This is a genomic window from Thiorhodovibrio winogradskyi (genome assembly GCF_036208045.1).
GTDB classification, from domain to species: Bacteria; Pseudomonadota; Gammaproteobacteria; order Chromatiales; family Chromatiaceae; genus Thiorhodovibrio; species Thiorhodovibrio winogradskyi.
Genome location: NZ_CP121472.1, coordinates 3963406 through 3985532, shown reverse-complemented (window position 1 = coordinate 3985532; position 22127 = coordinate 3963406). Strand labels below are relative to the sequence as shown.

Genomic DNA, 22127 nt, shown 5'->3' with positions numbered 1-22127 from the left:
CTGTCTCCAACCATTATCGACAACACGAAAACCACCATCCATGCAGTCCATTACCGATCGCCTGGCCGAAGAACTGGCCGCCCATCCATCCCAAGTTCAAGCGGCCGTGGCGCTGCTCGATGAAGGCGCGACCGTGCCCTTTATCGCCCGTTATCGCAAGGAAGCGACTGGCGGGCTGGATGATATCCAGCTGCGTCTGCTCGAGGAACGCCTGGGCTACCTGCGCGAACTCGAGGAGCGGCGCGCCAGCATCCTGCACAGTATTGACGACCAGGGCAAGCTGAGCGAGGAACTGCGCGAGCAAATCGAGAGCGCCACCACTAAGCAGCAGCTCGAGGATCTCTATCTGCCCTTCAAACCCAAGCGGCGCACCAAGGCGCAAATCGCGCGCGAGGCTGGGCTGGAGCCGCTGGCAGACATGCTGTTGTCCGAGCCCGAGCGTGATCCGACCACCGAGGCCGCGGCCTTTGTCAATGCCGAGAAGGGCGTCGCCGATGCCCTGGCAGCCCTGGAAGGCGCGCGCCAAATCCTCATGGAGCGCTTTGCCGAGCAGCCGGATGTCAGTGGTCGGCTGCGCGCGCGCCTGTGGGAGCAGGGCATTCTGGTCGCGCGCGTCATGGACGGCAAGGAGGCCGAGGGCGCCAAGTTCTCCGATTATTTCGACTACCGCGAGCCGATCGCCAAAATTCCCTCGCACCGCGCGCTGGCGCTGTTTCGCGGGCGCAACCAGGGCATTCTGAGCCTGGAGCTGCTGGCGGGGGAGGGCGATGACCCGGACGCCGATTGTCGTCATCAGATCGCCGCGCACTTTGGTATTGCCGAGCGTGGCCGCGCCGCCGATGCCTGGCTGCTTGAGACGGTGCGCAAGGCTTGGCGCGTCAAACTGCTGGTGCGCCTGGATCTGGATCTCAAAGGGCAGTTGCTCGAAGCCGCCGAGGCCGAGGCCATTCGCGTCTTCGCGATGAATCTCAAGGACCTGCTGCTGGCCGCCCCAGCCGGGCGCCTGGCCACCATCGGGCTGGACCCTGGCCTGCGCACCGGGGTGAAGGTGGCGGTGATCGACAACACCGGGCGGGTCGCGGCCACTGGTACCATCTATCCGCACGCGCCGCGCCAGCAGTGGGATCAATCCATCGCCAGCTTGGCCGAGCTGGCCAGAAAATTCCAGGTTACCCTGGTTAGTATCGGCAATGGCACCGCCTCGCGCGAGACTGATCGTCTGGTGCGCGATCTGATTAAACGCCATCCGGAGCTTGGTCTGCGCTCCATGGTGGTGAGCGAAGCCGGGGCCTCGGTCTATTCCGCCTCGGAATTCGCCTCGCGCGAACTCCCCGAGATGGATGTGTCCCTGCGGGGTGCGGTGTCCATCGCCCGGCGCCTGCAAGACCCACTGGCGGAACTGGTCAAGATCGACCCCAAGGCCATCGGCGTGGGCCAGTACCAGCACGATGTCAATCAGACCGGCCTCGCGCGCAGCCTCGACGCCGTGGTGGAGGACTGCGTGAATGCCGTCGGGGTGGAACTCAATACCGCCTCGGCCCCGTTGCTCTCGCGGGTATCGGGTTTGAATACCAGCCTGGCGGAGAACATTATCCGCTATCGTGAGGAGGCTGGCGCCTTCGACAGCCGCAAGCAGTTGCTCAAGGTGCCGCGCCTGGGCCCCAAGGCCTTCGAGCAGTGTGCTGGCTTTTTACGCATCAACGACGGCAAGGAGCCGCTGGATGCCTCCGCCGTGCACCCGGAAGCCTATCCGCTGGCGCGGCGCATCGCCGAGCGCGTCGGCAAGGACATCAAGACGCTCATCGGCGACAGCGGCACCTTGCGCGGTCTCAAGGCGAAAGACTTCGTCGATGAGCGCTTCGGCGAACCCACGGTGCGCGACATTCTGCTGGAGCTGGAAAAGCCCGGCCGCGATCCGCGTCCTGAATTCCGCGCCGCGACCTTCATGGAGGGGGTCGAAACCCTGGCGGATCTCAAACCCGGCATGGTGCTCGAGGGCACGGTCACCAATGTGACCAACTTCGGCGCCTTCGTTGATATTGGCGTGCATCAGGATGGCCTGGTGCATGTTTCCATGCTGGCGGATCGTTTCGTGCGCGACCCGCACGAGGTGGTCCATTCTGGCCAATTGGTGAAGGTGCGGGTGCTGGAAATTGATCTGGAGCGCAAGCGCATCGCGCTCAGCATGCGTCAGGACAACAGCGAGTCCGGACTGAATCGCGGAGCCGCGGGCGCGAAGGGCGACACTGGCAGGGGCCGGGCGGAGGCTAGGGGCGGCGATCAGCGCAAGGGGTTCTCGCGTCCATCAAGCCCTGGCGGGCGCGATCAGCCGCCATCGCAACCAACGGCGCCCGGAGCCGCCATGGCCGCCGCTTTCGCAAAGGCGCGCAAGCCTTAGGCCGATGTCCCTCACCACTGGTCCCGGTGGTGAAGGCCTTGAGGTGAATTTATTCACCTCCCTGGCTGGGGGATGGCCGGTCGGTTAAAGGCGGCGGGCGGTTTTCGGGCTGTTTGGCAAGTGAATAAACCCGCCGGTGCAGGGCCGCCTTGGCGAGCAGATGGGCACTGACCGGCGCGGTGATGAACAAAAACAGCAGGACCAGCACCTCGTGCAGGCTGATTCCCTCGGTGGTGGTGCTGAAGTAAAGCCCCGAGGCGATCAGCATGCCACTGATGCCAAGGGTGGTGGCCTTGGTGGGCCCGTGCAGCCGGGTATGGAAGTCAGGCAGGCGCAGCAGGCCGATGGAGCCGATCAGGGCGAAAGAGGCGCCAATGAGCACGAAGGCGGAGACCAGGATTTCGACCAGCATGGGCTTGGTTGCTCGGGCGAGTTGGGTGGATCGGGCTGGGGGTTGGTTGGGCTGTTTTATGGGCGTGCTGGCCGGCTTGTGCGTTACTCGATGATATCGCCGCGCAATTGATACTTGCACAGCGCGGCGGTGCCGACAAAGCCCATCATGGCGATGATGAGCGCGACCTCGAAATAGGCCTGGCGGTCGAAGTGGATGCCAAGCAGGACCAGCAGCGCGATGGTGTTGATGTAGAGGGTATCAAGGGCCAGGATGCGATCGGAAGTATCCGGGCCGCGCATCAGTCGCCACAGGTTGAGCAGCAGCGCCAGGGTCATCATTGCCAAGCCAAGTTGCACCGCGATGGTCAGTATCATCGAAAAATCTCCAGCAGCGGCGCTTCGTAGCGCTGTTTTAGGTGTTGGCACAGGCGCTCGGCGTCCTCGGTGTCCAGGCTGTGCACTAGCAGGGTCGAGCGACTATCCGCAGCGGTGCCTTTTTGGTCCGGCGAGGGGGCGATGACATCGACCGAAACAGTGCCCGGCGTGAGCGAAATCACGCTGGCCAGCACGGTGATGGCGAAGGGGTCGGTCAGCTCTAGTGGCAGCTCGACAAAGGCGGGGCGCAGACGCTCGCGCGGTCCAAGAATCAGTACTGCCACCTGAAGATTGGCGATCAGGATATCGCCGAACAGACGCCCGAGAAAGGCCAGCAGCTTGAGCGGCTTGCGCAGGCGTGGCCGTTCCGGCCAGAAATTCGCCGTCAGGCGTGACAGGATCAGGGCCAGGGCCGCGCCCAGCAGGATGTTGCCCGGCCCCAGACTATTGTTCAGCAGCAGCCAGATGGCGAGCAGCGTCAGGCTCAGCAGCGGATGGGGAAACCAGGTGCGCAGCCTGGATCTCAGTCGGGATTGCAGCATCAGTGCTCTCCAGCGGGTCGCGGCACCAGGGGTGCGCTTTGCTCAACCGCGGTGACATAGGTCCGGGCGTCCAGTGTCTGTGCCGCTGTGGCATCTGTCCAGTCAACAATAGGGCCACCCAGAATGACCAACAGTGGGCTCATGCCGAGCAATCCGGTCGCGACCAGCCAGGGTAGTGGTCTTGGCTTGGCCGGGCTGGCCTCGGGACCGCGCCAGAACAGCAAAATACCGGCACGGGTGAGTGTCAGCGTCAGCAGCAGGCTCGAGACCAGTACCATGGTCCAGAGCGGGATGAGCGCGCTTTGGTCATGCGCGGCCATCAGCAATAGGACCTTGCCGATCAGACCGCTGAGCGGTGGCATGCCGGCCACGGCAATGGCACCAAGAAAAAACACCCAGCCAAGCTGATGCGAGGGCGGTGGGCGTTTGCCCTCGCTCAGTCGCGTGCTGCCCTCGCGCGCGCTGGCGATGCGCTCGGCCAGCAGGAAGAGCCCGCCCGTGACCAGGGTGGTGTGCAGCAGATAGTAGAGGCTGGCGCTCAAGCCCGCCGGGGTGGCCAGGGCGATGCCAGCGACCAGGGTGCCGACCGAGACCACCACCAGATAGGCGATCAACTCACGCAACTCATCACTGGCCATGGCCCCCAGGGTGCCGATGGCGATGGTGGCCAGCCCCGCCACCAGCAGCCAGGGTGAGGTCCATTCCAGCATGGGTGTCTCGCCCAGGCCATAGACCAGGGTGGTCAGGCGGATGATGGCGTAAATGCCCACCTTGGTCATGATGGCAAAAAGCGCCGCGACCGCCGCCGAGGCCGCCGCGTAGGTGCCCGGCAGCCAGAAATGCAGTGGAATCACCGCCGCCTTGAGCCCAAAGACGGCAAGCAAGAGCATGGCGGCGACTCGGGCCAGGGTGGCGTCCGCGGCTGGCAGCGCGGCAATGCGGGTGGCCAGATCGGCCATGTTCAGGCTGCCTGTGGCGGCATAGAGGGTGCCCAGGCCAATTAGAAACAGCAGCGAACCGACCAGATTGAGCGCCACATAGTGCAGCGCGGCGCGGGTGCGCTCGGCACCGCCGCCATGCAGCAGCAGGCCATAAGAGGCAATGAGCAGGATCTCGAAGGCGACGAACAGGTTAAACAAATCACCGGTCAGAAAGGCAGCATTGAGACCCAGCAGCTGAAATTGAAAGAGCGCATGGAAATGCCGCCCGGCGCGATCGCCGCCGGTCATGGCATAGGCCAAAGCGAACAGGGCGAGCAGCGCGGTCAGTGCCAGCATCAGCGCCGCAAGCTGGTCGAGCACCAGGGAGATCCCATAGGGCGCCGGCCAGTCGCCGATCAGATACACCTGAATTCCCTGATGACTGGCGCTGTGCAGCAACGCCACGGCAAGGCCAAGCAAGCCCAGGCAGGCCAGCAGGCTCAGCACCCGCTGCAGCCGCAGAGGCGCGCGCCACAGAATCAACAGCAGCGCGCCCGCGATGAGCGGCAGCGCAACAGGCGCGACCAGCAGATGATTCACTGTTCTTCCCCACCCTGCCTGGCATCCACGCGATCCGAGCCCAGGTCATTGAGTGCGCGCAGGGCTAGCACCAGCATGAAGGCGGTCATGGCAAAGCCGATCACAATGGCGGTGAGCACCAGTGCCTGGGGCAAGGGATCGGCGAAGGGGCCGCCCTCATGGATGAGCGGCGCCTGGTTGGTCTGGAGGCCGCCCGAGGCAAAGAGCAGCAGATTGGTCGCGTAGGACAGCAGCGTAAGGCCGAGCACCACCGAAAAGCTGCGCGAGCGCAACAGCAAGTAGACGCCACCGCCGACCAGGAGTCCGATACAAAGCGCGATCAGGGCTTCCATGGAGCGCTCCCGGGGGTGTGGATTTCTGATCCTCGACCCTGTTGGTGTTGGTGGTGGTGTTGGCGATGCCCGCTCAGTCGCCCAAGATTGTCGAGAATTAGCATCACTGTCCCCAGCACCACCAGAAAGACGCCAGCATCAAAGGCCATGGCGCTGGCGAATTCCAGCTCGCCGATCAGCGGTAAGTCCCCATGCCAGAAGGCACTGGTCAGAAAAGGCCGGCCGAAGACCAGAGCCGCCAGACCCGTGCCCAGTGACAACATCAAGCCCGCGCCGATCAGTCGGGTGTAGTTCAGCCGCAGGCGCTCCGCCGACCACTGCTGACCGCTGGCAAGCTGCTGCAGAATCAGCGCGATACCGGCAATCAAGCCGGCAATAAAGCCACCGCCCGGCTCATGGTGTCCGCGCAGCAGCATGAAGACCGCCACCAGCAGCGCCATCGGCAGCAGCGGACGCGAGAGCATGGAGAGAATGACCGGATGGGCATCCGCTGACCAACGGCGACCAAAGAGATCGCGCGGCGGCGTGCGCAGGCGAATGCCGCGCAACATGGCAAAGATACCGGCCGCCGCGATGGCCAGCACGGTGATCTCCCCCAGGGTATCGAAGCCGCGAAAGTCGACCAGAATACCGTTGACCACATTGCCGGCACCGGCGGCCGGCTTGGACGCCGCGAGATAATAGCCGGAGATGCTTGGCGTCTCGGCGCTCAAGATGGCGAAGGCCAACACCGCCGCGCCGCCGCCGGCGCCGACAGCCAGCACTAGGTCGCGCGTGTGCCGCCAGCGCGAGATGCGGGCGGTATCCTGCTGGGGCATGAAGTAGAGCACCAGCAACAGCAAAATGGTGGTTACCACCTCCACCGAGAGCTGTGTCAACGCCAGATCGGGGGCCGAGAAATGCACAAAGGCGAGGCTCACAATCAGCCCAATAACGCCGATCAAAATGGTGGCCTGCAGCCGTTGCCGGCGCAGGCCGACCACGCCAACCAGGGCCACCGCCAGAATGATGGCGCCGCCAATGCTCGGCAGATCGAGCGGGCCGAGCCTGAGGGTCGCGAGCAACCCGGGCAGTGTGCCGGGTTGAAGTTGCAGCATGGCAGGCAGCAGCGGCAAAACAGCCAGTACCAGCACCGAGAGCAGCAGCCAGGCCAGGGAGCCTTGCAGCGACGCCCGGGCGGTCCGTGGCATGCGCGCGCGCGCGAAGCGCTGCATGCCGGCGGCGAGACGCTGAAAGACCGAGGCAGCGCTGGCCGGCGGAAAGAGCCAGTCGTGCAGATTGAACAGGCCACCGCGCATCCGATAGAGCAGCATGCCGCCAATGAGCGCAATCAAGCTCATCAGCAGCGGAAAGGAAAAGCCGTGCCAGATAGCCAGATCATACTTGGGGTCGAAGCCGAGCATGCTGCGCACGCCAAGATCGAGCAAGGGGCGCACGGTTTGCTCGGGAAAAATCCCGACCAGCAGGCAGAGAGCCACCAGAATCTCAATCGGAATCCGCATCCAGCGCGGGGGTTCGTGGGGATTGTGATCGAGATAGCAGGAGCGCCCCCCAAAGAAAACGTCGTGAATAAAGCGCACCGAGTAGGCGACGGCAAAGATGCCACCTGTGGTGGCGGCGACGGGCAGAATCCAGTCCAGATGCCCCAGCCACTCATGATGCACTGTCTCGGCGAAAAACATCTCCTTGCTCAGAAAGCCGTTCAGCAAGGGCACCCCGGCCATGGCGGCGGCGGCCACCATGGCCAGGGTGCCAGTGATGGGCATGAAATACCACAGCCCGGACAGGCGGCGCATGTCGCGGGTGCCGGTCTCGTGATCGATAATGCCAGCGGCCATGAACAGCGAGGCTTTGAACACCGCATGGTTCATGGCATGAAAAAGCCCGGCGACGGCGCCGAGCGGGGTGCCCAGCCCGAACAGAAAGGTGATCAGCCCCAGGTGGCTAATGGTCGAATAGGCCAGCAGCCCCTTGATGTCGTGCTTGAAGATGGCGAAATAGGCGCCGAGCAGAAAGGTGGTCAGCCCCACGCCGCCGACCAGATAGAACCAGGTATCGGTCTCGGCAAAGACCGGAAAAAAGCGCGCGAGCAGGAAAATACCCGCTTTCACCATGGTGGCTGAATGCAGGTAGGCCGACACCGGGGTGGGCGCCGTCATGGCCGCCGGCAGCCAGAAATGGAAGGGAAACTGGGCCGACTTGGTGAAGGCGCCGAGCAGGATCAGCACCAGGATGGGCAGATACAGCGGATGCGCGTGAACTGTGTCGGCCGCCGCCAGCACCTCCGACAGGGCAAAGCTGCCGGCCACGGACCCCAGCAGCAGAAAGCCCGCGAGCAGACAGAGTCCACCGCCAGCGGTGATGACCAGGGCCATGAGCGCGCCGCGTCTGGCCTCGATCGAGCGTGGATCAAAGCCGACCAGCAGGAAGGATGTCAGGCTGGTGAGCTCCCAGAAGACCACCAGCAGCAGCAGATTGTCCGCGAGCACAATGCCGAGCATGGCGCCCTGGAATAGCAGCAAAATGGCAAAAAAGCGCGCGACCTGGTCTGATTTTTCCAGATAAAACCGGGCGTAAAGAATCACCAGCAGCCCAATGCCAAGGATCAGCAGCACAAAGACCATGGCCAGGCCATCGAAACGCAGCGCCAGCGTCAGCCCGATTTGCGCAATCCAGGGTATGGCGACATGCACCTCGCCACCGGCAAAGACATCCGGCGTGTGGCTGAGTGCGATAACCAGTGCCGCGGAGCTGACCAATGCGGCCGCGAAGGCCGCCGCCGCGCCACGGGACGGCTTGGGCGCCAGCCACACCGCGAAGGGCGGCAGCAGGGCACCAATGAAAGGGATCAGGATGATCCAAGCAAGAAAGGTGGCGGGAGGATCAGACACTCAGACAGCAACCGCGCGCGACAACCAAGAGGGGCGAATTAAGCCGTTCCCCCTGTCTTGCGCAGCTTTTCGGTCTCCTCCTCACTGAGGTGACGCGCCTCGTCTTCAAGCATGACTGGGATGTCGTCGCGAATCGGATAAGCAAGCCGCCCGGAGATGGAGATCAGTTCGGACTTGTCCTTATCCAGGACCAGCGGCCCCTTGGTGACGGGGCAGACGAGGATTTCCAGCAGGCGTTTGTCGATCATAATGGCAATGGCTCCGATGAATGGCTGACGGCGATTTTGACCCGTGGGCGATCCGCTCGCCGCAAGAAGCCGGGATCATAGCAAGATGCGGCGGCTGACGGCAGCCGTTCGCGCGCATCCGGTTGGCGCGCTCAGGTTCCGCAAAAGGTATATTGCACCACTTCCTGGGGTTTTGGTGGCGCGCGATAGAATGCGCTGATTTCTGCATCCTCGCCCGCGTCATGCCCGCCATCGGACGCCCTAACAGTCCCCCCATCCATCCAAGGCCGTCGCACCACCGCGAGCAGTCGCTCGAAGGGCTTCATATCCCCCTCCACCGCCGCATCCAGGGCCTGCTCCACGCGGTGATTGCGCGGGATCACGGCAGGATTGGCCTGGCGCATCATTTGGCTGCGCTCGGCATTGGTCCGCGGGTCGCTTGCCAGCCGCTGGTGCCAGCGAGCGAGCCAGTTGGCGCAGGCTTCCCCCGGGTTCCGCCGCTCGACCTCTCGACCCAGCGCCTCGCCGCCATCCTCCGGAGCGGAGCACAGGGCACTAAAGCTGTTGGTGAAGTCCGCCCGATGCCGCGCGAGCAGGTCGAGAAAGTCTTTGATCAGCGTCCTGTCCTCGTTGCGCGCATTGGTGATGCCGAGCTTGCGTCCAAAGCAACTGAGCCAGGCTTGATCAAAGCGCGTTTGGAACAGGTCGAGCGCGGCCGTGGCGCGCGCGGCCGCCTGATCGGATTCTTGTTCCAGGAGCGGTCTGAATGACAGTGCCAGGCTGGAGAGATTCCAATGGGCAATGCGTGCCTGGTTGCCGTAGGCGTAGCGACCACGATAGTCGATGGAACTGAAAACCGTGGTTGGGTCGTAGCTGTCCATGAAGGCGCAGGGGCCGTAGTCGATGGTCTCGCCGATGATGGAGGTATTATCGGTGTTCATGACTCCATGAATAAAGCCGACGCTCATCCAGGCGGCGATGAGATCCGCCTGGCGCGTCGCGACCGCCTCCAGCAGTTCGCCATAGGGCTGTTCCGCCTCGGCCAAGGCCGGATAATGGCGTGCGATAACATAGTCAGCCAACGTCTTGAGTGCTGCCGAGTCCTGTCGCGCGCGAAAGTACTCGAAGGTGCCAACCCGCACATGACTGCCTGCCACGCGGGTCAGAATGGCGCCTGGCAGAGGATGCTCGCGATACACAGGCTCACCAGTGGCGACGGCCGCGAGCCCGCGGGTGGTGGAGATACCGAGCGAATGCATGGCCTCGCTTACTAAGTATTCGCGCAGCACCGGACCCAGCCAAGCGCGCCCGTCGCCAGCACGCGAAAAGGGTGTGCGCCCGGCGCCTTTCAGTTGAATGTCGAAACGCATGCCCCGCGGCGTTACCAACTCGCCAAGCAGTATCGCACGACCATCGCCCAGTTGCGGGACAAAGGAGCCGAACTGGTGCCCAGCATAGGCCATCGCCAAAGGCTCGGCGCCTTCCGGCAGGCGATTGCCGGCGAAGATGTCGGTGGCCTCTTGGTTGCGCAGTTCACTCGGGTTGAGTCCGAGTTGGTGTGCCAGATCCTCGTTCACCTGCAGCAGGGTCGGCCGCGCGACCGCCGTGGGTATCACTCGGGCGTGGAACCGATAAGGCAGGCGGGCGTAGGTGTTATCGAAGGCGAAAATCATTGGCAAGGGCCTCGGCTCGAATGCGGTTGCTCATCGCGCGAACCCCCCCGATCTGTCAAGCTGGTGTAAGGGCTTGGGAGGCTTACAAGTCCGCTGGAATGGACAATCTGGGGGCCGCGCGCGGGAATGAAACCGCGATCGGGCAGTGCCTGCCAGATCGGCTTTTGTGATCGCTTTTGTGATCGCTTTTGTGATCAGGTTCGCATTTATCGGTGTGACCCGGGTGGAGTGTCCTTTGGTCGACTAGACTTTTAAGCAGAACCAAGGGAAAACAACCCAATCGAGAAATGAAATGGCAGCTGACATGAGTGTCGGACTGATGGGCGCAGGCCTCACGGGCATGCAGCGCGGCTATCAGACGGTGACCAACGCGGCAAATACAATCGCCCAGCAAACCATGGTCAATGAGGGGGGCAATGCGGGTCGGGGTGCGAGTACCGATCTGACGCGGCCGCTGGTCAATCTCGGCGTCGGGGAGCGCGCGACCGAGGCCGCGGCAAGCGTCATCCGCACCGCTGATGAGATGGTTGGCACCCTAATTGATCTGATGGCCTGACGCTCATGGTTCTGGTGCCACCCTTGAAGACAACATCCATGGATGTACGCTCACGCACATGGCGCGTCGCTCCCACTCCAGAGGATGAAACTGCTGATTCACAGTGAAGCACCGCCCTATCTGGTGGCAATCAGTGCCTCGGCCGACTCGCGCCGCAGTCGGCTGGCTGGCGGGAAATAACAACTAAAGGTGCTGCCAGTGCCGAGCTCACTGGCAATTCTCAGCTGAGCATCGTGCCGATTCAGCACATGCTTGACAATCGCAAGACCCAGTCCCGTTCCGCCTGACTCGCGCGAACGCGCCTTGTCGATGCGGTAAAAACGCTCGCTCAAACGCGGTAGATGTTCGGCCGCGATCCCCTGACCACTGTCCCTGACCGAGAAGCAGGGGCTGTTGCCCAGCTCCTTCCAGCGAATCCGTACCTCCGTGCCCGCCGGGGTGTGCTTGACGGCATTAAAGACCAGGTTGGAAAAAGCGCTGTAGAGTTCGTTCTGATTGCCCAGCAGTCTGAGGTTCGGGTCCATCTCCAGCGTGATGGGATGGCTGTCACCGCATAGAATTCGTGCCTCCGAGACAATGGCATTGACCAGTTCGGTGACTTCAACAGCCGTGATTTGGGTCGTGCGATGGTCCATTTCCAGGCGCGACAGCATCAGCAAATCCTCAATGATGGAGCGCATACGCTCGCCTTGCTGGCGCATCAGGCTCAGCGGTCGGCGGTGACCAGGTGGCGTCTGAGGCGACTCGCTCAGGCGTTCAAGAAAACCGGTGATGACTGTCAGCGGTGTGCGCAACTCGTGTGAGGCATTGGCGACGAAGTCGCGCCTGATCATATTGAGGTGATACACCTTGGTAATGTCACGCCCAACCACCAGGCGCTGCTTTTTGCGCTCGCCAAAGGGTGTGACGCGCACTGAAAGCATCAAGGACTGGTTGTGCGCAGGGGTCATATCAATCGGACGGCTGTAGTCGCCAGCGCTAATGTATTCTTCCAGTGAGTCGTGTGGAAATACCTCTTTGAGTTGTCGGCCGTCATCGCGCGGAAATTGCACGTTCATTAGGGAAGATGCGGCGGGATTGGCCCATTCCACGCGTCTGCCCTTGTCTAGCACCACCAGTGCATCCGGTACCGAATTGGCAGCCTCACGAAAACGTCTTGTGAAACGCAGCTGGCGTTTGCGCCCTTTGCGTCCGCGCTGCTGATAGCGCGCGATGGTGCGATAAATCTCCCCCCAGAACCCGAGCGGAAAGGGTGGTACCAGCCGATGCTGCTTGCGGATCAAGCGCGCCAAACGCACGAGTAGCAGCAGATGACGCGCCAAATAGGGCAACAGAGCGAGTGCCAGGGCACTGATCCAGTGTAGACCGGCGAGTTGCAGGCCAGCCGCGATGCAAAGTGCGAGCAAGACCATGCCGACTTCCGCGACTGTGTCGCGTGCCAGGTTGTTTCTGAAACGAGCGACCCAGAGATCCAACCAGGGTATCAGCCATCGAAAAACTGTGTTGGGCGGTGATGTAGGACCCGGCGGTTTTGAGTCCTTTGCCTCTGGTTGGCTCATTTGTCCGAGAAGCGGTAGCCAACGCCCCGCACAGTTTGCAGCAGATGTTGATGACCAGTATTTTCGAGCGCTTTTCTCAGGCGCCGAACATGCACATCGACCGTGCGCTCCTCCACATAGACCTGATCACCCCAGACATGATCAAGCAGTTGCGAGCGGCTGAAGGCACGATCGGCATGGGTCATGAAAAAGTGCAGCAGCTTATATTCGGTTGGTGCGATGGTGATGGGTTGGCCATTGGCACTGACGCGATGCCCAATGTGATCAATGCGTAGACCGCCAATCTCAATGTCATCCTGTTGCTGGTCACTCTGACTGCGGCGCAACACGGCCTTGACGCGGGCGACCATTTCGCGCGGTGAGAAAGGCTTGGCGATATAGTCATCGGCCCCGGTATCCAGGCCTTTGACGCGGTCTTCCTCTTCGCCCCGGGCGCTGATCATGATGATGGGGATGTTCTTGGTCCGCGCGCTTTGTTTGAGTTGGGTCGCCAACTCAAGGCCCGAGCGACCCGGCAGCATCCAATCGAGCAGAATCAGGTCTGGCGTATTGTGACCAATCTGCTTGCGGGCTTCATCGGCGTGAGCAGCCTCGAGGACACGAAATTCGGCTTCCTCGAGGCTGAAGCGAATGAGTTCGCGAATGTCAGGTTCGTCGTCTACGATCAGAAGGGTCGGCATCGGGGCTCCTAAGGCTCATGGGGTATTGGCACCCCGAAAAACGAAGCAGCTGTTTCACGCGAAGGTGAACGCATGGCATCGATCAATGGGACCGACCAATGGCATGGGTCAATGTTCGGCAAGAGAGCCAAAGTCTTGTGCAAGCGGGGTGGCCGGTTTGGGCAAGCCAGCGAGCATCAAGGCCATGGGGGTCAAGAGGGTTCGGGCTAGTTTATGGCGAAATGGTTAAAGAATGGTGACAGCCGCGGCGGCTATTCTTGGCGGGCCGAAGCGGTAGAATGCCGTCCAGCTTGCGCTAAAGTGCCCGTGATCCAAAGGGCTCGCGAGTTCCATCCATACAGGAGACGCCATGATCGATCAATCCCAGCTCGCCAGTCTGCGGCGTCCGATCAGCTTTCAGGCTGAGCTGGCAGGGCAGCCACTGCACTTGAATTCAACCTGGGGGCTGTTTTCACCGCGCGAAATCGATGATGGAACCCGGCTGCTGATAGAGCACATGGAGGTTGCGCCCGAGGCTGATTGCCTTGACCTTGGTTGTGGCTACGGACCCATTGGCCTGACCCTGGCGCGCCTGGCCCCCAAGGGGCGGGTGCTCATGGTGGATAAGGATTTTGTCGCTGTGGAGTTCGCACGCAAGAACATCGCGCGCAATGGCTTGCACAATGCCGAGGCACTGCTGAGCAACGGATTCGATCAGATCGAGCCCAAGCGTCGCTTCGATCTGATCGCCAGCAATATCCCGGCAAAAGTCGGCAAGGAGTTGCTCACGCTCTGGTTGTACGACGCGCTCGCGCGTCTTAACTCAGGCGGGGCGCTCTATGTGGTGACCATTAACGGCTTGCGGCAGTTCATCAAGCGGTATCTGGAGGATATCTTTGGTAACTACGACAAGCTCAAGCAAGGGGCGCATTATACAGTCGCGCTCGCCTACCGCCGGTGAGAGCAAGAACAAATATCTCCGATGGCAGGGCATGACCTGCGCAGTCGCAGTGATTCGCCGAGATTGATTCGGCAACCATTATTCGGCTAAAAGCGATTCGTCCAGAGAGGTCGCGTCCGCGGCCAGCCAGTCCCGGGGAACAAGAAAATATTCCATTAGCCGCGACTCCGGGCTGCCGGGCTCGGGATGCCAGTCATAGCGCCAGCTCACATTTGGCGGCAGGGACATCAGAATGGACTCGGTGCGTCCGCAGGATTGCAGCCCAAAGAGCGTGCCCCGATCATAAACCAGGTTGAATTCCACATAACGACCCCTGCGCATCATCTGAAAGGCCCGCTCGCGATCGCCCCAGGGGTGCTCGCGGCGACGCGCGACAATGGGCAAATAGCCGGGCAGGAAGTGCTCGGCGACGGCTTGCATGAAGGCTAAGCTGCGCGCGAAGCCGAAACGGCTGAAGTCATCGAAAAAGAGCCCGCCGATGCCGCGAGCCTCGTCGCGATGCTTGAGATAAAAATAGCGGTCGCACGCGCGCTTGAGCTCCGGGTAAAGCTGGTCGCCAAAGCCGTTGCAGGCCGCGCGCGCGTTGCGATGCCAGTGGCGCGCGTCTTCCTCGAAGCCATAATAGGGCGTTAGATCGAACCCGCCGCCAAACCACCAGAGCGGCTCGGCACCCGGCTTCTGGGCGCTGAAAAAACGCACATTCAGATGGGTGGTCGGCACATAGGGATTACGCGGGTGCAGCACCAGGGACACGCCCATGGCGGAGAAGCTGCGTCCAGCAAGCTCAGGGCGAGCGGCGCTGGCGCTGGCGGGCAAGGCCGCGCCATGCACATGGGAGAAATTGACCCCAGCTTTCTCAAAGAGCGCGCCCTCTTCAAGCACCCGGCTACAACCGCCACCGCCGTTGGGCCGCGTCCAACGGTCCTCACCAAAGACGCCGCCGCCATCCGCCCGCGCGAGCGCCTCGCACAGGCGTGCCTGCAGACTGAGCAAATACTCTTCAACGGCACCGGGGTCGGGTTGATCGATCATGCTGGTCTTGGTCTCGTGGTCCGAGGAAACACCGATGGTACTATAGCGCGCGGCCAGATCAGGCCACCGCTCGCGATCATTGTTCCCTGACCAAGGATTCATGTTCAATATCCACTTTCATTAGCCACTCGTATCAGCTGTTGACTACCCCATGCCCCGCGTCGATACACAGGAATTTTATCAAGAAGCCATTGACCAACACGGGACCACGGCCGAGGGTGTTCACTGGAACTCCCGCCATACCCAAGAGTGTCGCTTCGGCGTGCTGCGGGCTTTGCTGCCGGAGGATATCAGCACACTCACGCTGGTCGATGTTGGCTGCGGCTTTGGCGATCTTCATGGCTACCTCGCCCGTCAGCATGATCTGCCCCGCTGCTATATCGGTCTGGATACCCTTGAAACCATGGTGACAGTCGCGCGCGAACGCACTGGCGAGGATATCCGCCTGCTTGATGCGCTCACCGACCCGCTGCCAGCGGCTGACTATTATTTGTGCAGCGGCGCCATGAATACCCTGACGAAGTACGAAACATTCTGTTTTATCGAGCGCTGTTTCGCGGCCAGTGGTCGAGGCTTTGTCTTCAATTTGCTGCGCGGCGCGGATGACTCCGAGGTGTTCAATTGTCGCCACCCCGATGAAGTCCGCCAGTGGGCCGAGCAGCTCGGTGCCGAGTTCAGCTTCCGTGAGGGCTATTTGCGCGGGGACTTCAGCGTGGCCATGCGTCATCCCTTGAGTTCAGCCTCATTCCCCTAGGCGCAGCATCATGGCCGCGCCTGAAACAACGCCAAGGAGCACAGCGGCGAGGCTGGCCGCGCCCGTGCGCCAGCGCAGGCTGGAGGCGAGGGTGTCCTCGCCTTGGGTGGAAATGATAAAGGGCTGACCCATGGTGCTGGTCTTGCCGACGCGCGGAAGTGGCGGTTTGGCGGCCAGGCGCTGCTCGGCTTGTTCGGCGATTTGATAAGCCTGCTCCCGTGCCGCCTGCCAGTCCCGCGGATCGATCTCGCCGTTCTGGTCGCGGTCGAACTGGCGCATGCGCTCAGGGTCGCGTTTCCACTGACGCAGGAGTTGATTCGCCAGGCGTCGGCGTTCCTGTTCGCCGCGTCTGGGGGTCTCGAAGTAGCCGAGCAGATAGACAGGCTCCCCGGCATGGATGCGCTCCTCGGTCAGACGATAGTTGCGCTCGAGGCCAAAGAAATGGCTGATTGACCGAGCCGGGGATGAGCGGGAGCGATAAAAGCCATGCGGTTCGCGGGTGTTCCAGACATCTTTGTTGCGGAACTTGAGTATGGCGCCGGTGGGGTCGACCAGGCATTCTCCAGTGCTGTCATCAAGCAGAAAGGGATGCTCGGCCTGGCCTTGTTGGATTGTCCGCCAGTTCCTGTGGCGACCGCTGCCGCCTTCTTCCTCGACCTTGTAGCGATACCAGACGCAGGGGGTTTGGGTCAGTGGCGCCAGCAGCGGCTCGCGGCGCACCCGCGCGAAGCCAAACAGCTCGACATAGCCCTGGGCGGCGGAGCGAATCCTGGCCGTGGGTGTATCGACAATGATGCGCAGGTGCCAGAAGCTGCGCAGTCCGTAAGCTAGCGCGACCAGCGCGCTGATAAGGGCCGCGCAGGAAAAGACCCAAAATTCGCCGGTTTCGGCCTGCAAAACCCAGTCGCGAAATGCGTTCATTTTAGCGGTTGGGGCGGGTGGACGATGCCGGTTGCTTGTGCAACGGGGATTTAGTTGGCGCGGAACAGGGTGTCGAGATCCGGGTTGTCACGCGCCTCGCGAAATTTAAGCAGATCGCGTGGACGAAAGCGAAAGCGCCGGGCGATGATGGCGTCGGGAAATTGCTCCAGGCGGATGTTGTGTAGATTCACGCTCTCGTTATAAAGCTCACGGCGGTCGGCGATGCTGTCCTCAAGCTGGGAGATGCGCTGGGAGAGCTGGCGAAAGCCGCGGTTGGCTTTGAGATCCGGATAGTTCTCGGCCAGCGCGAGCAGCTGCCCGAGTCCCGCGCGCAATTCGCTTTCGGCGGGGCCGAGGGCGCGCACGTCGCCACGGTCGGTGGCGCTTAGCACCTGATTGCGCGCACGCACGATGCGCTCAAGGGTGTCTTGCTCATAGCGCATGTACTCTTTGCATAGGGTGACCAACTTGGGAATTTCATCATGGCGCTGCTTGAGCACCACATCGATATTGGACCAGGATTTGGCAACCGTGTGCTTGAGGCGGACCAGGTTGTTGTAGATCAGCACTCCGTATGCAAACACCAGCAGCGTCAGGGCGAGCAAGACGATCAGCGTGATATTCATGTGCTTGCGTGTCTCCTGATGCGAGTCGGGGTGCGCTGCGGGTCAGTTGGCACCCACTGCTGCCGGGGCGGCTGCATTGGCCCCCACCGGCTTGAGCCAAAAGACCATGGGTTTTGGCGATTCCCGCGCTTCGCCGATCTCGCGCCAGTAAAAACTGGTATAGAGACGTGGCTCGCGATAATAGCCCTTTCGGTTCCAGAAGGCGTGCAGGCTGCGAAAATCCATGGGCCGGCGCGGGTCATCATGCGGGCGCTCCACCGCGCAGAAGGCATGGTAGTCGAAACCACCAAGTCGCGCGGCATGACGCTCACGTTCCTCAAAAAACCGGCTGCCGATGCCGCGTCCGCGATATTGCGGGTAAAGGATGGATTCGCCGAGATAAAACACTCGATCCGGATTGATTCCAAAGGCGGCGAAGGGTTCGCGAGCTTCGTCTGGCGCGTGGCGCATGGGAACGGCAGTGGATGCGCCCACCACCTCCTCGCCGTCGGTGGCAAGCACGATGATGCTATCCGGGCTTTCTGAGTAGGTGTGCAGATAGCGAGTTTCGTACTTGTTATCGCCGTCGTACAGATAGGGATACTCACGGAAGACGGCAATGCGTAATGCGGCGACCGCCGGGAGTTTGGCGATCAACTCAGGGCCTGTGAAGGTTGAAACTTGAATATCCTGCGCCATGGGTGTCGAGTATTAGAGTCTTGGAGTCGTGGCAACAATGTCGTGGCGGAGCACCTCTCATCAGCGGCCTTGCCAGGTGCCCGGTCAGTTTGCTTTGGATCGCTTAATCCTGATCCAGTCGTGTCCAGGAGTAATCGGCCTCCAGCCGATAGCTCCCAATAAAGGGATACGGCGATTGACCGCGCCAGTCATTCGGGGAGAGCATTGACCAAAACCTGGTGCCATCCTGCTTGCAATAGAGGTGATAGGCATTGCCTGGCTTGCGCTCAAAGGCACAGACGGCCTGATGCAGCTCTTGCTCCTGCTTGGCTTCTTGCAAAATAGCGCGGGCGCTGTCCTGCAAATGGCGGATTTGATCGGCGATCAGTTCCAGTTTGGCGCTGGTGCGCGCCCCCAGCATGGCCTCGACCCGGCCGAGTTGATCGCGCGGATCGGGGGCATGAAAAGCCGGCGCAAGACGACTGACCGGGTAGCTGGAGCTGTGCGCCGGATGTTGTTCAAGCGCGTTGCCGTCGTCCGCATCGGCGCTCGCCGTTGCCTCGGGCTGGTATTGATCTGCTGAAGTCATTGGGTCGGTTATCATCCTTGCTATGATCAGCCATGTGTCGCCCCCTCGCAAGTCGCTGTCGGTCGTGCGCGGTCATTGCTGCAGGCCGCGACCGCCATCGACGGCAAGAATCTGGCCGGTGATATAAGGCGCGTCGCGGACCAGAAATAAGAGTGTGCGGGCAATATCCCGCGGACTTCCCGGACGTTGCAGCGCCGTGCGCTGCAGAATCTGCTCTTTGGTTGTGTCATCCATGCCTTGCTCTGGCCACAGAATCGCCCCTGGCGCGATGCCATTGACCCGCACCGCCGGGCCAAGCTCACGCGCAAGGGCCTTGACCATCATCGCATTGCCAGCCTTGGCGATGGAGTAAACCGGGTAGGTCTTGAGGGGGCGCTCGGCATGGATATCGACCAGATTGACCACACAGCCGCCACTTGCCGTCAGGAGCGGGGCCAGGGCCTGGGTCAGAAAAAAAGGTGCCCTCAGATTGCTGCCCATCAGGTCATCCCACAGGCTTGGCGTCACTTGCGCGAGCGGGCTCGGGTAGAAGCTCGAGGCATTATTGACCAGAATGTCCAGCCGTTGACGAAAGGCCCGCGTGGCCTGCTCGAGTTGAGCGATGGCGTTCTCGGCATTGAGATCACAGGCAATCAGCTGGACTGAATCCGCGCGCGCGGCCTGGAGTTCCGCCTGCAAAGCCGCCGCCGGCTTGGCCGAATGGCGATAATGCAGCAGCAAATCGCAGCCCTCGGCATGCAGGGCGCGGGCAATTTCAGCACCAATGCGGGCCGCCGCGCCGGTAATGAGCGCAACCTTGCCAGCCAAGGACAGGGCAGCAGAAGTAGGAGGGGAGGGATGAAGCGTCTCGGTCATGGATATTGAACGGATGATGGGCGGATGATGAATGGATCGTGGACAGAAAAAGCTGGGATTCTTGCTGGGCAGTTGACGCCTTTTTTGTCACCGATAGCATGGGACAAGGCCAGTGGTTGATCAAGTATCGGATTCCCAAGCGCTTGCGCATCACCAATCCCTGCTCGCGCTCATCCGGCAGCGGATCGATGCCGCCGAGGGCGCCCTGAGCTTCGATAGCTTCATGGAACTGGCGCTCTACGCGCCCGGGCTTGGCTACTATGTCGCCGGCCTGCCCAAGCTTGGCCCAACAGGAGATTTTGTCACGGCTCCGGAAATCTCTCCGCTCTTCGCGGGTTGTCTCGCCGCGCAGTGCTCGGATGTTTTCACCGCCTTGGGTGGAGGTGACCTGCTGGAATTTGGCGCCGGCAGTGGCGTTCTCGCGGCCGATCTGCTGGCCGAACTGGCGCGGCAACAGAGGTTGCCAGGGCAGTATCTCATTCTCGAGCCGAGTCCGGATCTGCAAGCGCGACAGCGTGCGACCCTTGCTGCCCGGGTGCCAGGGCAGGCGCATCGGGTGCGCTGGCTGACGGCCTTGCCAAGCCACTTTCAGGGCGTGGTCATCGCCAATGAAGTGCTCGATGCCATGCCCGTGCACCGCTTTTGTATCGACAGCCAGGGCGCGCCAGAGGAGGTCTTTGTCTCTTTTGACGAGCAGGACCAGGCACTGACGGAGGTGACGGGGCCGGCCCGCTCCCTTGGCCTGCAACAAGCCGTGCTGCTGCTGCAGTCACGGGGGCTGGCGCTGGAGCCCGGCTATTGCTCGGAGATCAACCTGCGTCTTGCACCCTGGATGCGGGCGCTCGCGCGGGCGATGGATCGCGCACTGGTGTTGCTCATCGACTACGGCTATCCGCGCAAGGAGTACTATCATCGGCAACGCGGCGCTGGAACCCTGATCAGCCATCATCAGCATCGCGCCAACACTGACCCCTTCCAGCGCCTGGGCCTGCAGGATATCAGTGCGCATGTGGATTTTTCCGCCGTGGCCGATGCCGGGAGGGCAGCCGGCTTTGACTTGGCTGGCTACACGAATCAGGCCAATTTTCTCATTGGCTGCGGACTCGACCAACGCATGATGGAGGCGCTTGCCGCGGCCGCTGATCCCGCCTTGCAGATGCGCATCAGCGCTGGCGCGAGGCAGCTCGTCCTGCCCGCCGCCATGGGGGAGCGCTTCCAGGTCCTGGGGCTCGCGCGGGGATTCAATCACCCCTGTCGGGGCTTTGCCGTGCGGGATTTGCGCGGCCGTCTTTGATGTTAGCGCGCATCGACATCCGTCAAACCGCCCAGATGCTGCTCCAGCAGGCGCACGCGGTCGCGCAATTGTTCGATTTCCTCGAGCAGATCGAGCGCCAGCGCCGCGCCGGCCAGGTTGAGGTCGAGATCCCGCTGTAGGCGCAGGGCGCGGCGCGCGCGTTTAATCTCCAGGCCGCTAAAGCACCATTGCTCCGGGCGGTTGCCGCGCGGGTGCAGCATGCCCTCGCCGACCATGCGCTCGACCTGGGGCAGGCTGAGCTGACAGACCTCGGTTAGCTCGGTCACAGTGATGACGGTTCCCTCGTCGAGCAGGGTGCCTTCAATGCACAGGCTCACGTCCGTGGTGGTCGCTCGTTGCGTCATGGTCACACCCCCAATTTGGCGCGTGGGTTGAAGTCTCCAAACTGCTCGGCGAGCTTGCGATAGGCCTTCTGGGCCTGGTCGTCGCTGGCGGGCGGGTTGACGATTTCAAGCTGCACCAAGGCGTCGCCCGGCGTTTTGCCCGGCAGGCCGCGACCTTTCAGGCGCAGGCGCTGATTGCTCTGGGAGCCGGCGGGAATGCGTAGGCTGACGCTGCCGCCGAGCGTGGGCACGGTGACGGTGGCGCCCAGCGCCGCTTCCCAGGGAGCGATGGGCAGGTTCAGGTGAATGTTCTTGCCCTCGGGGCGGAAGATAGGATGGGGGGCGAAGTCCACTTCCAGAAACAAGTCCCCATTGCCGCCGGCACCGGGCGCGCCCTGGCCGGCGAGGCGAATCTGTTGGCCCTGGGTGACGCCGGCTGGAATGCGCACGTTGAGGGTGCGGCCCCTGTCCTCGCTGCCACCGTTGGCGCGTGCTCGCGGGTCTTCCAGGCGAATCTGTTTGCTGGTGCCCTGGTAGGCGTCTTCCAGGGAAATCTGGATGCGAGTGTTCTGGTCCATGCCGCGCTGCCGTTGCTGGGGAGGTTCGCGGCGAAAGCCGCTGCCGAAAATGCTGGCGAAAAAGTCGCTGAACTGGTCGATATCCTCGGCGTTGAATTCCCGCTTGAAGCCGCCGAAGCCGCCGGGACCACCGGGGGGCGGGCGGAAGTCCTGCCCGGCGCGCCAGTTGCTGCCAAGGGCATCGTAGGCGGCGCGCTTTTCCGGGTCTTTCAGCACTTCATTGGCCTCGTTGACCTCCTTGAAGCGCTGTTCGGCCTGGGACTCCTTGCTGACATCCGGATGGTACTTGCGCGCGAGTTTGCGATAGGCGCTTTTGATCTGATCCTGACTGGCGTTGCGCGGCACGCCGAGGATTTTGTAGTAGTCCTTGTATTCCATGAGCGTTCTTAGG

At 62.1% G+C, this 22127-nt stretch carries 23 protein-coding genes; 5 read left to right on the top strand and 18 right to left on the bottom strand.

The genetic code is table 11. The features are described from left to right. The first annotated feature begins 40 nt into the window (after positions 1-40). Positions 41-2398: a Tex family protein gene (locus tag Thiowin_RS18230; protein WP_328984383.1), complete on the top strand. Its 2358-nt coding sequence runs from the start codon at positions 41-43 to the stop codon at positions 2396-2398. Positions 2399-2447: 49 nt separating this feature from the next. On the opposite strand, the gene Thiowin_RS18225 is transcribed toward Thiowin_RS18230, so the two are convergent. From Thiowin_RS18225 to Thiowin_RS18190, 8 genes are all read right to left on the bottom strand, one after another. Further along, positions 2448-2810, bottom strand: a complete 363-nt coding sequence (locus Thiowin_RS18225) for a Na+/H+ antiporter subunit G (RefSeq protein WP_328984382.1) — start codon at positions 2808-2810, stop codon at positions 2448-2450. A gap of 83 nt (positions 2811-2893) precedes the next feature. Continuing rightward, the gene (locus tag Thiowin_RS18220) at positions 2894-3166 is read right to left on the bottom strand and encodes a K+/H+ antiporter subunit F (RefSeq protein ID WP_328984381.1); all 273 of its coding nucleotides are present in this window, start codon (positions 3164-3166) and stop codon (positions 2894-2896) included. Then, positions 3163-3708, bottom strand: coding sequence for a Na+/H+ antiporter subunit E (locus Thiowin_RS18215; protein WP_328984380.1), 546 nt, complete (start codon positions 3706-3708; stop codon positions 3163-3165). The genes Thiowin_RS18220 and Thiowin_RS18215 overlap by 4 nt, the downstream gene beginning before the upstream one ends. Continuing rightward, positions 3708-5228: a monovalent cation/H+ antiporter subunit D gene (locus tag Thiowin_RS18210; protein WP_328984379.1), complete on the bottom strand. Its 1521-nt coding sequence runs from the start codon at positions 5226-5228 to the stop codon at positions 3708-3710. Before Thiowin_RS18210 ends, Thiowin_RS18215 begins: the two co-directional genes overlap by 1 nt. Then, a complete protein-coding gene (locus Thiowin_RS18205; protein WP_328984378.1) occupies positions 5225-5560 on the bottom strand; it encodes a Na+/H+ antiporter subunit C in 336 nt (111 codons plus the stop codon). Before Thiowin_RS18205 ends, Thiowin_RS18210 begins: the two co-directional genes overlap by 4 nt. Continuing rightward, positions 5548-8451 carry a monovalent cation/H+ antiporter subunit A gene (locus Thiowin_RS18200; RefSeq protein WP_328984377.1) on the bottom strand — a complete coding sequence of 968 codons (2904 nt, stop codon included), beginning with the start codon at positions 8449-8451 and terminating at the stop codon, positions 5548-5550. Before Thiowin_RS18200 ends, Thiowin_RS18205 begins: the two co-directional genes overlap by 13 nt. A gap of 38 nt (positions 8452-8489) precedes the next feature. After that, on the bottom strand, positions 8490-8696 hold the full coding sequence (locus Thiowin_RS18195; RefSeq protein WP_328988122.1) for a Trm112 family protein: 207 nt from the start codon (positions 8694-8696) through the stop codon (positions 8490-8492). A 134-nt stretch (positions 8697-8830) separates the two neighbouring features. Next, the gene (locus Thiowin_RS18190) at positions 8831-10351 is read right to left on the bottom strand and encodes a protein adenylyltransferase SelO (RefSeq protein ID WP_328984376.1); all 1521 of its coding nucleotides are present in this window, start codon (positions 10349-10351) and stop codon (positions 8831-8833) included. 292 nt (positions 10352-10643) lie between these two features. On the opposite strand from Thiowin_RS18190, the gene Thiowin_RS18185 reads away from it, so the two are divergent. Then, a complete protein-coding gene (locus Thiowin_RS18185) occupies positions 10644-10907 on the top strand; it encodes a hypothetical protein (RefSeq protein ID WP_328984375.1) in 264 nt (87 codons plus the stop codon). Positions 10908-11023: 116 nt separating this feature from the next. Here the strand turns inward: Thiowin_RS18185 and phoR are convergent, their stop codons facing one another. Both phoR and phoB read right to left on the bottom strand, forming a co-directional pair. After that, on the bottom strand, positions 11024-12319 hold the full coding sequence (gene phoR, locus Thiowin_RS18180; protein WP_328984374.1) for a phosphate regulon sensor histidine kinase PhoR: 1296 nt from the start codon (positions 12317-12319) through the stop codon (positions 11024-11026). A gap of 143 nt (positions 12320-12462) precedes the next feature. Next, positions 12463-13146, bottom strand: a complete 684-nt coding sequence (phoB, locus tag Thiowin_RS18175; RefSeq protein WP_328984373.1) for a phosphate regulon transcriptional regulator PhoB — start codon at positions 13144-13146, stop codon at positions 12463-12465. Positions 13147-13495: 349 nt separating this feature from the next. Here phoB and Thiowin_RS18170 point away from each other — a divergent pair, with 349 nt between their 5' ends. Then, on the top strand, positions 13496-14086 hold the full coding sequence (locus tag Thiowin_RS18170) for a class I SAM-dependent methyltransferase (protein ID WP_328984372.1): 591 nt from the start codon (positions 13496-13498) through the stop codon (positions 14084-14086). Between the two features lie 78 nt (positions 14087-14164). Here Thiowin_RS18170 and hemF read toward each other — a convergent pair whose 3' ends face one another. After that, entirely contained in the window at positions 14165-15118 is a 954-nt protein-coding gene (hemF, locus tag Thiowin_RS18165; RefSeq protein ID WP_328988121.1) for an oxygen-dependent coproporphyrinogen oxidase, read from the bottom strand. A 151-nt stretch (positions 15119-15269) separates the two neighbouring features. Here hemF and Thiowin_RS18160 point away from each other — a divergent pair, with 151 nt between their 5' ends. Beyond that, positions 15270-15872, top strand: coding sequence for a class I SAM-dependent methyltransferase (locus Thiowin_RS18160; RefSeq protein ID WP_328984371.1), 603 nt, complete (start codon positions 15270-15272; stop codon positions 15870-15872). On the opposite strand, the gene Thiowin_RS18155 is transcribed toward Thiowin_RS18160, so the two are convergent. From Thiowin_RS18155 to Thiowin_RS18135, 5 genes are all read right to left on the bottom strand, one after another. Beyond that, entirely contained in the window at positions 15861-16793 is a 933-nt protein-coding gene (locus Thiowin_RS18155) for a GIDE domain-containing protein (protein ID WP_328984370.1), read from the bottom strand. The two genes, Thiowin_RS18160 and Thiowin_RS18155, sit on opposite strands and share 12 nt — an antisense overlap. 50 nt (positions 16794-16843) lie before the next feature. Next, positions 16844-17419 carry a LemA family protein gene (locus tag Thiowin_RS18150; protein ID WP_328984369.1) on the bottom strand — a complete coding sequence of 192 codons (576 nt, stop codon included), beginning with the start codon at positions 17417-17419 and terminating at the stop codon, positions 16844-16846. Positions 17420-17461: 42 nt separating this feature from the next. Then, entirely contained in the window at positions 17462-18055 is a 594-nt protein-coding gene (locus Thiowin_RS18145; RefSeq protein WP_408034104.1) for a GNAT family N-acetyltransferase, read from the bottom strand. A 145-nt stretch (positions 18056-18200) separates the two neighbouring features. Continuing rightward, the gene (locus tag Thiowin_RS18140; protein ID WP_328984367.1) at positions 18201-18665 is read right to left on the bottom strand and encodes a DUF2452 domain-containing protein; all 465 of its coding nucleotides are present in this window, start codon (positions 18663-18665) and stop codon (positions 18201-18203) included. Positions 18666-18737: 72 nt separating this feature from the next. After that, positions 18738-19520, bottom strand: coding sequence for a pteridine reductase (locus Thiowin_RS18135; RefSeq protein ID WP_328984366.1), 783 nt, complete (start codon positions 19518-19520; stop codon positions 18738-18740). A 112-nt stretch (positions 19521-19632) separates the two neighbouring features. On the opposite strand from Thiowin_RS18135, the gene Thiowin_RS18130 reads away from it, so the two are divergent. Next, entirely contained in the window at positions 19633-20814 is a 1182-nt protein-coding gene (locus Thiowin_RS18130) for a class I SAM-dependent methyltransferase (protein ID WP_328984365.1), read from the top strand. A gap of 2 nt (positions 20815-20816) precedes the next feature. Here Thiowin_RS18130 and Thiowin_RS18125 read toward each other — a convergent pair whose 3' ends face one another. Continuing rightward, the gene (locus tag Thiowin_RS18125) at positions 20817-21179 is read right to left on the bottom strand and encodes a chaperone modulator CbpM (protein ID WP_328984364.1); all 363 of its coding nucleotides are present in this window, start codon (positions 21177-21179) and stop codon (positions 20817-20819) included. A 2-nt stretch (positions 21180-21181) separates the two neighbouring features. After that, positions 21182-22114 (bottom strand): DnaJ C-terminal domain-containing protein, encoded by a 933-nt coding sequence (locus Thiowin_RS18120; RefSeq protein WP_328984363.1) that lies wholly within the window; start codon positions 22112-22114, stop codon positions 21182-21184. Positions 22115-22127: the final 13 nt, after the last annotated feature.

Coding starts and splice junctions, on each gene's coding strand:
- phoB (WP_328984373.1), bottom strand. CDS start 13,146: ATGCCGACCCTTCTGATCGTAGACGACGAACCTGACATTCGCGAACTC.
- Thiowin_RS18205 (WP_328984378.1), bottom strand. CDS start 5,560: ATGGAAGCCCTGATCGCGCTTTGTATCGGACTCCTGGTCGGCGGTGGC.
- Thiowin_RS18230 (WP_328984383.1), top strand. CDS start 41: ATGCAGTCCATTACCGATCGCCTGGCCGAAGAACTGGCCGCCCATCCA.
- Thiowin_RS18150 (WP_328984369.1), bottom strand. CDS start 17,419: ATGAATATCACGCTGATCGTCTTGCTCGCCCTGACGCTGCTGGTGTTT.
- Thiowin_RS18170 (WP_328984372.1), top strand. CDS start 13,496: ATGATCGATCAATCCCAGCTCGCCAGTCTGCGGCGTCCGATCAGCTTT.
- Thiowin_RS18190 (WP_328984376.1), bottom strand. CDS start 10,351: ATGATTTTCGCCTTCGATAACACCTACGCCCGCCTGCCTTATCGGTTC.
- Thiowin_RS18155 (WP_328984370.1), bottom strand. CDS start 16,793: ATGAACGCATTTCGCGACTGGGTTTTGCAGGCCGAAACCGGCGAATTT.
- Thiowin_RS18215 (WP_328984380.1), bottom strand. CDS start 3,708: ATGCTGCAATCCCGACTGAGATCCAGGCTGCGCACCTGGTTTCCCCAT.
- phoR (WP_328984374.1), bottom strand. CDS start 12,319: ATGGTCTTGCTCGCACTTTGCATCGCGGCTGGCCTGCAACTCGCCGGT.
- Thiowin_RS18185 (WP_328984375.1), top strand. CDS start 10,644: ATGGCAGCTGACATGAGTGTCGGACTGATGGGCGCAGGCCTCACGGGC.
- Thiowin_RS18140 (WP_328984367.1), bottom strand. CDS start 18,665: ATGACTTCAGCAGATCAATACCAGCCCGAGGCAACGGCGAGCGCCGAT.
- Thiowin_RS18125 (WP_328984364.1), bottom strand. CDS start 21,179: ATGACGCAACGAGCGACCACCACGGACGTGAGCCTGTGCATTGAAGGC.
- hemF (WP_328988121.1), bottom strand. CDS start 15,118: ATGATCGATCAACCCGACCCCGGTGCCGTTGAAGAGTATTTGCTCAGT.
- Thiowin_RS18120 (WP_328984363.1), bottom strand. CDS start 22,114: ATGGAATACAAGGACTACTACAAAATCCTCGGCGTGCCGCGCAACGCC.
- Thiowin_RS18160 (WP_328984371.1), top strand. CDS start 15,270: ATGCCCCGCGTCGATACACAGGAATTTTATCAAGAAGCCATTGACCAA.
- Thiowin_RS18220 (WP_328984381.1), bottom strand. CDS start 3,166: ATGATACTGACCATCGCGGTGCAACTTGGCTTGGCAATGATGACCCTG.
- Thiowin_RS18135 (WP_328984366.1), bottom strand. CDS start 19,520: ATGACCGAGACGCTTCATCCCTCCCCTCCTACTTCTGCTGCCCTGTCC.
- Thiowin_RS18225 (WP_328984382.1), bottom strand. CDS start 2,810: ATGCTGGTCGAAATCCTGGTCTCCGCCTTCGTGCTCATTGGCGCCTCT.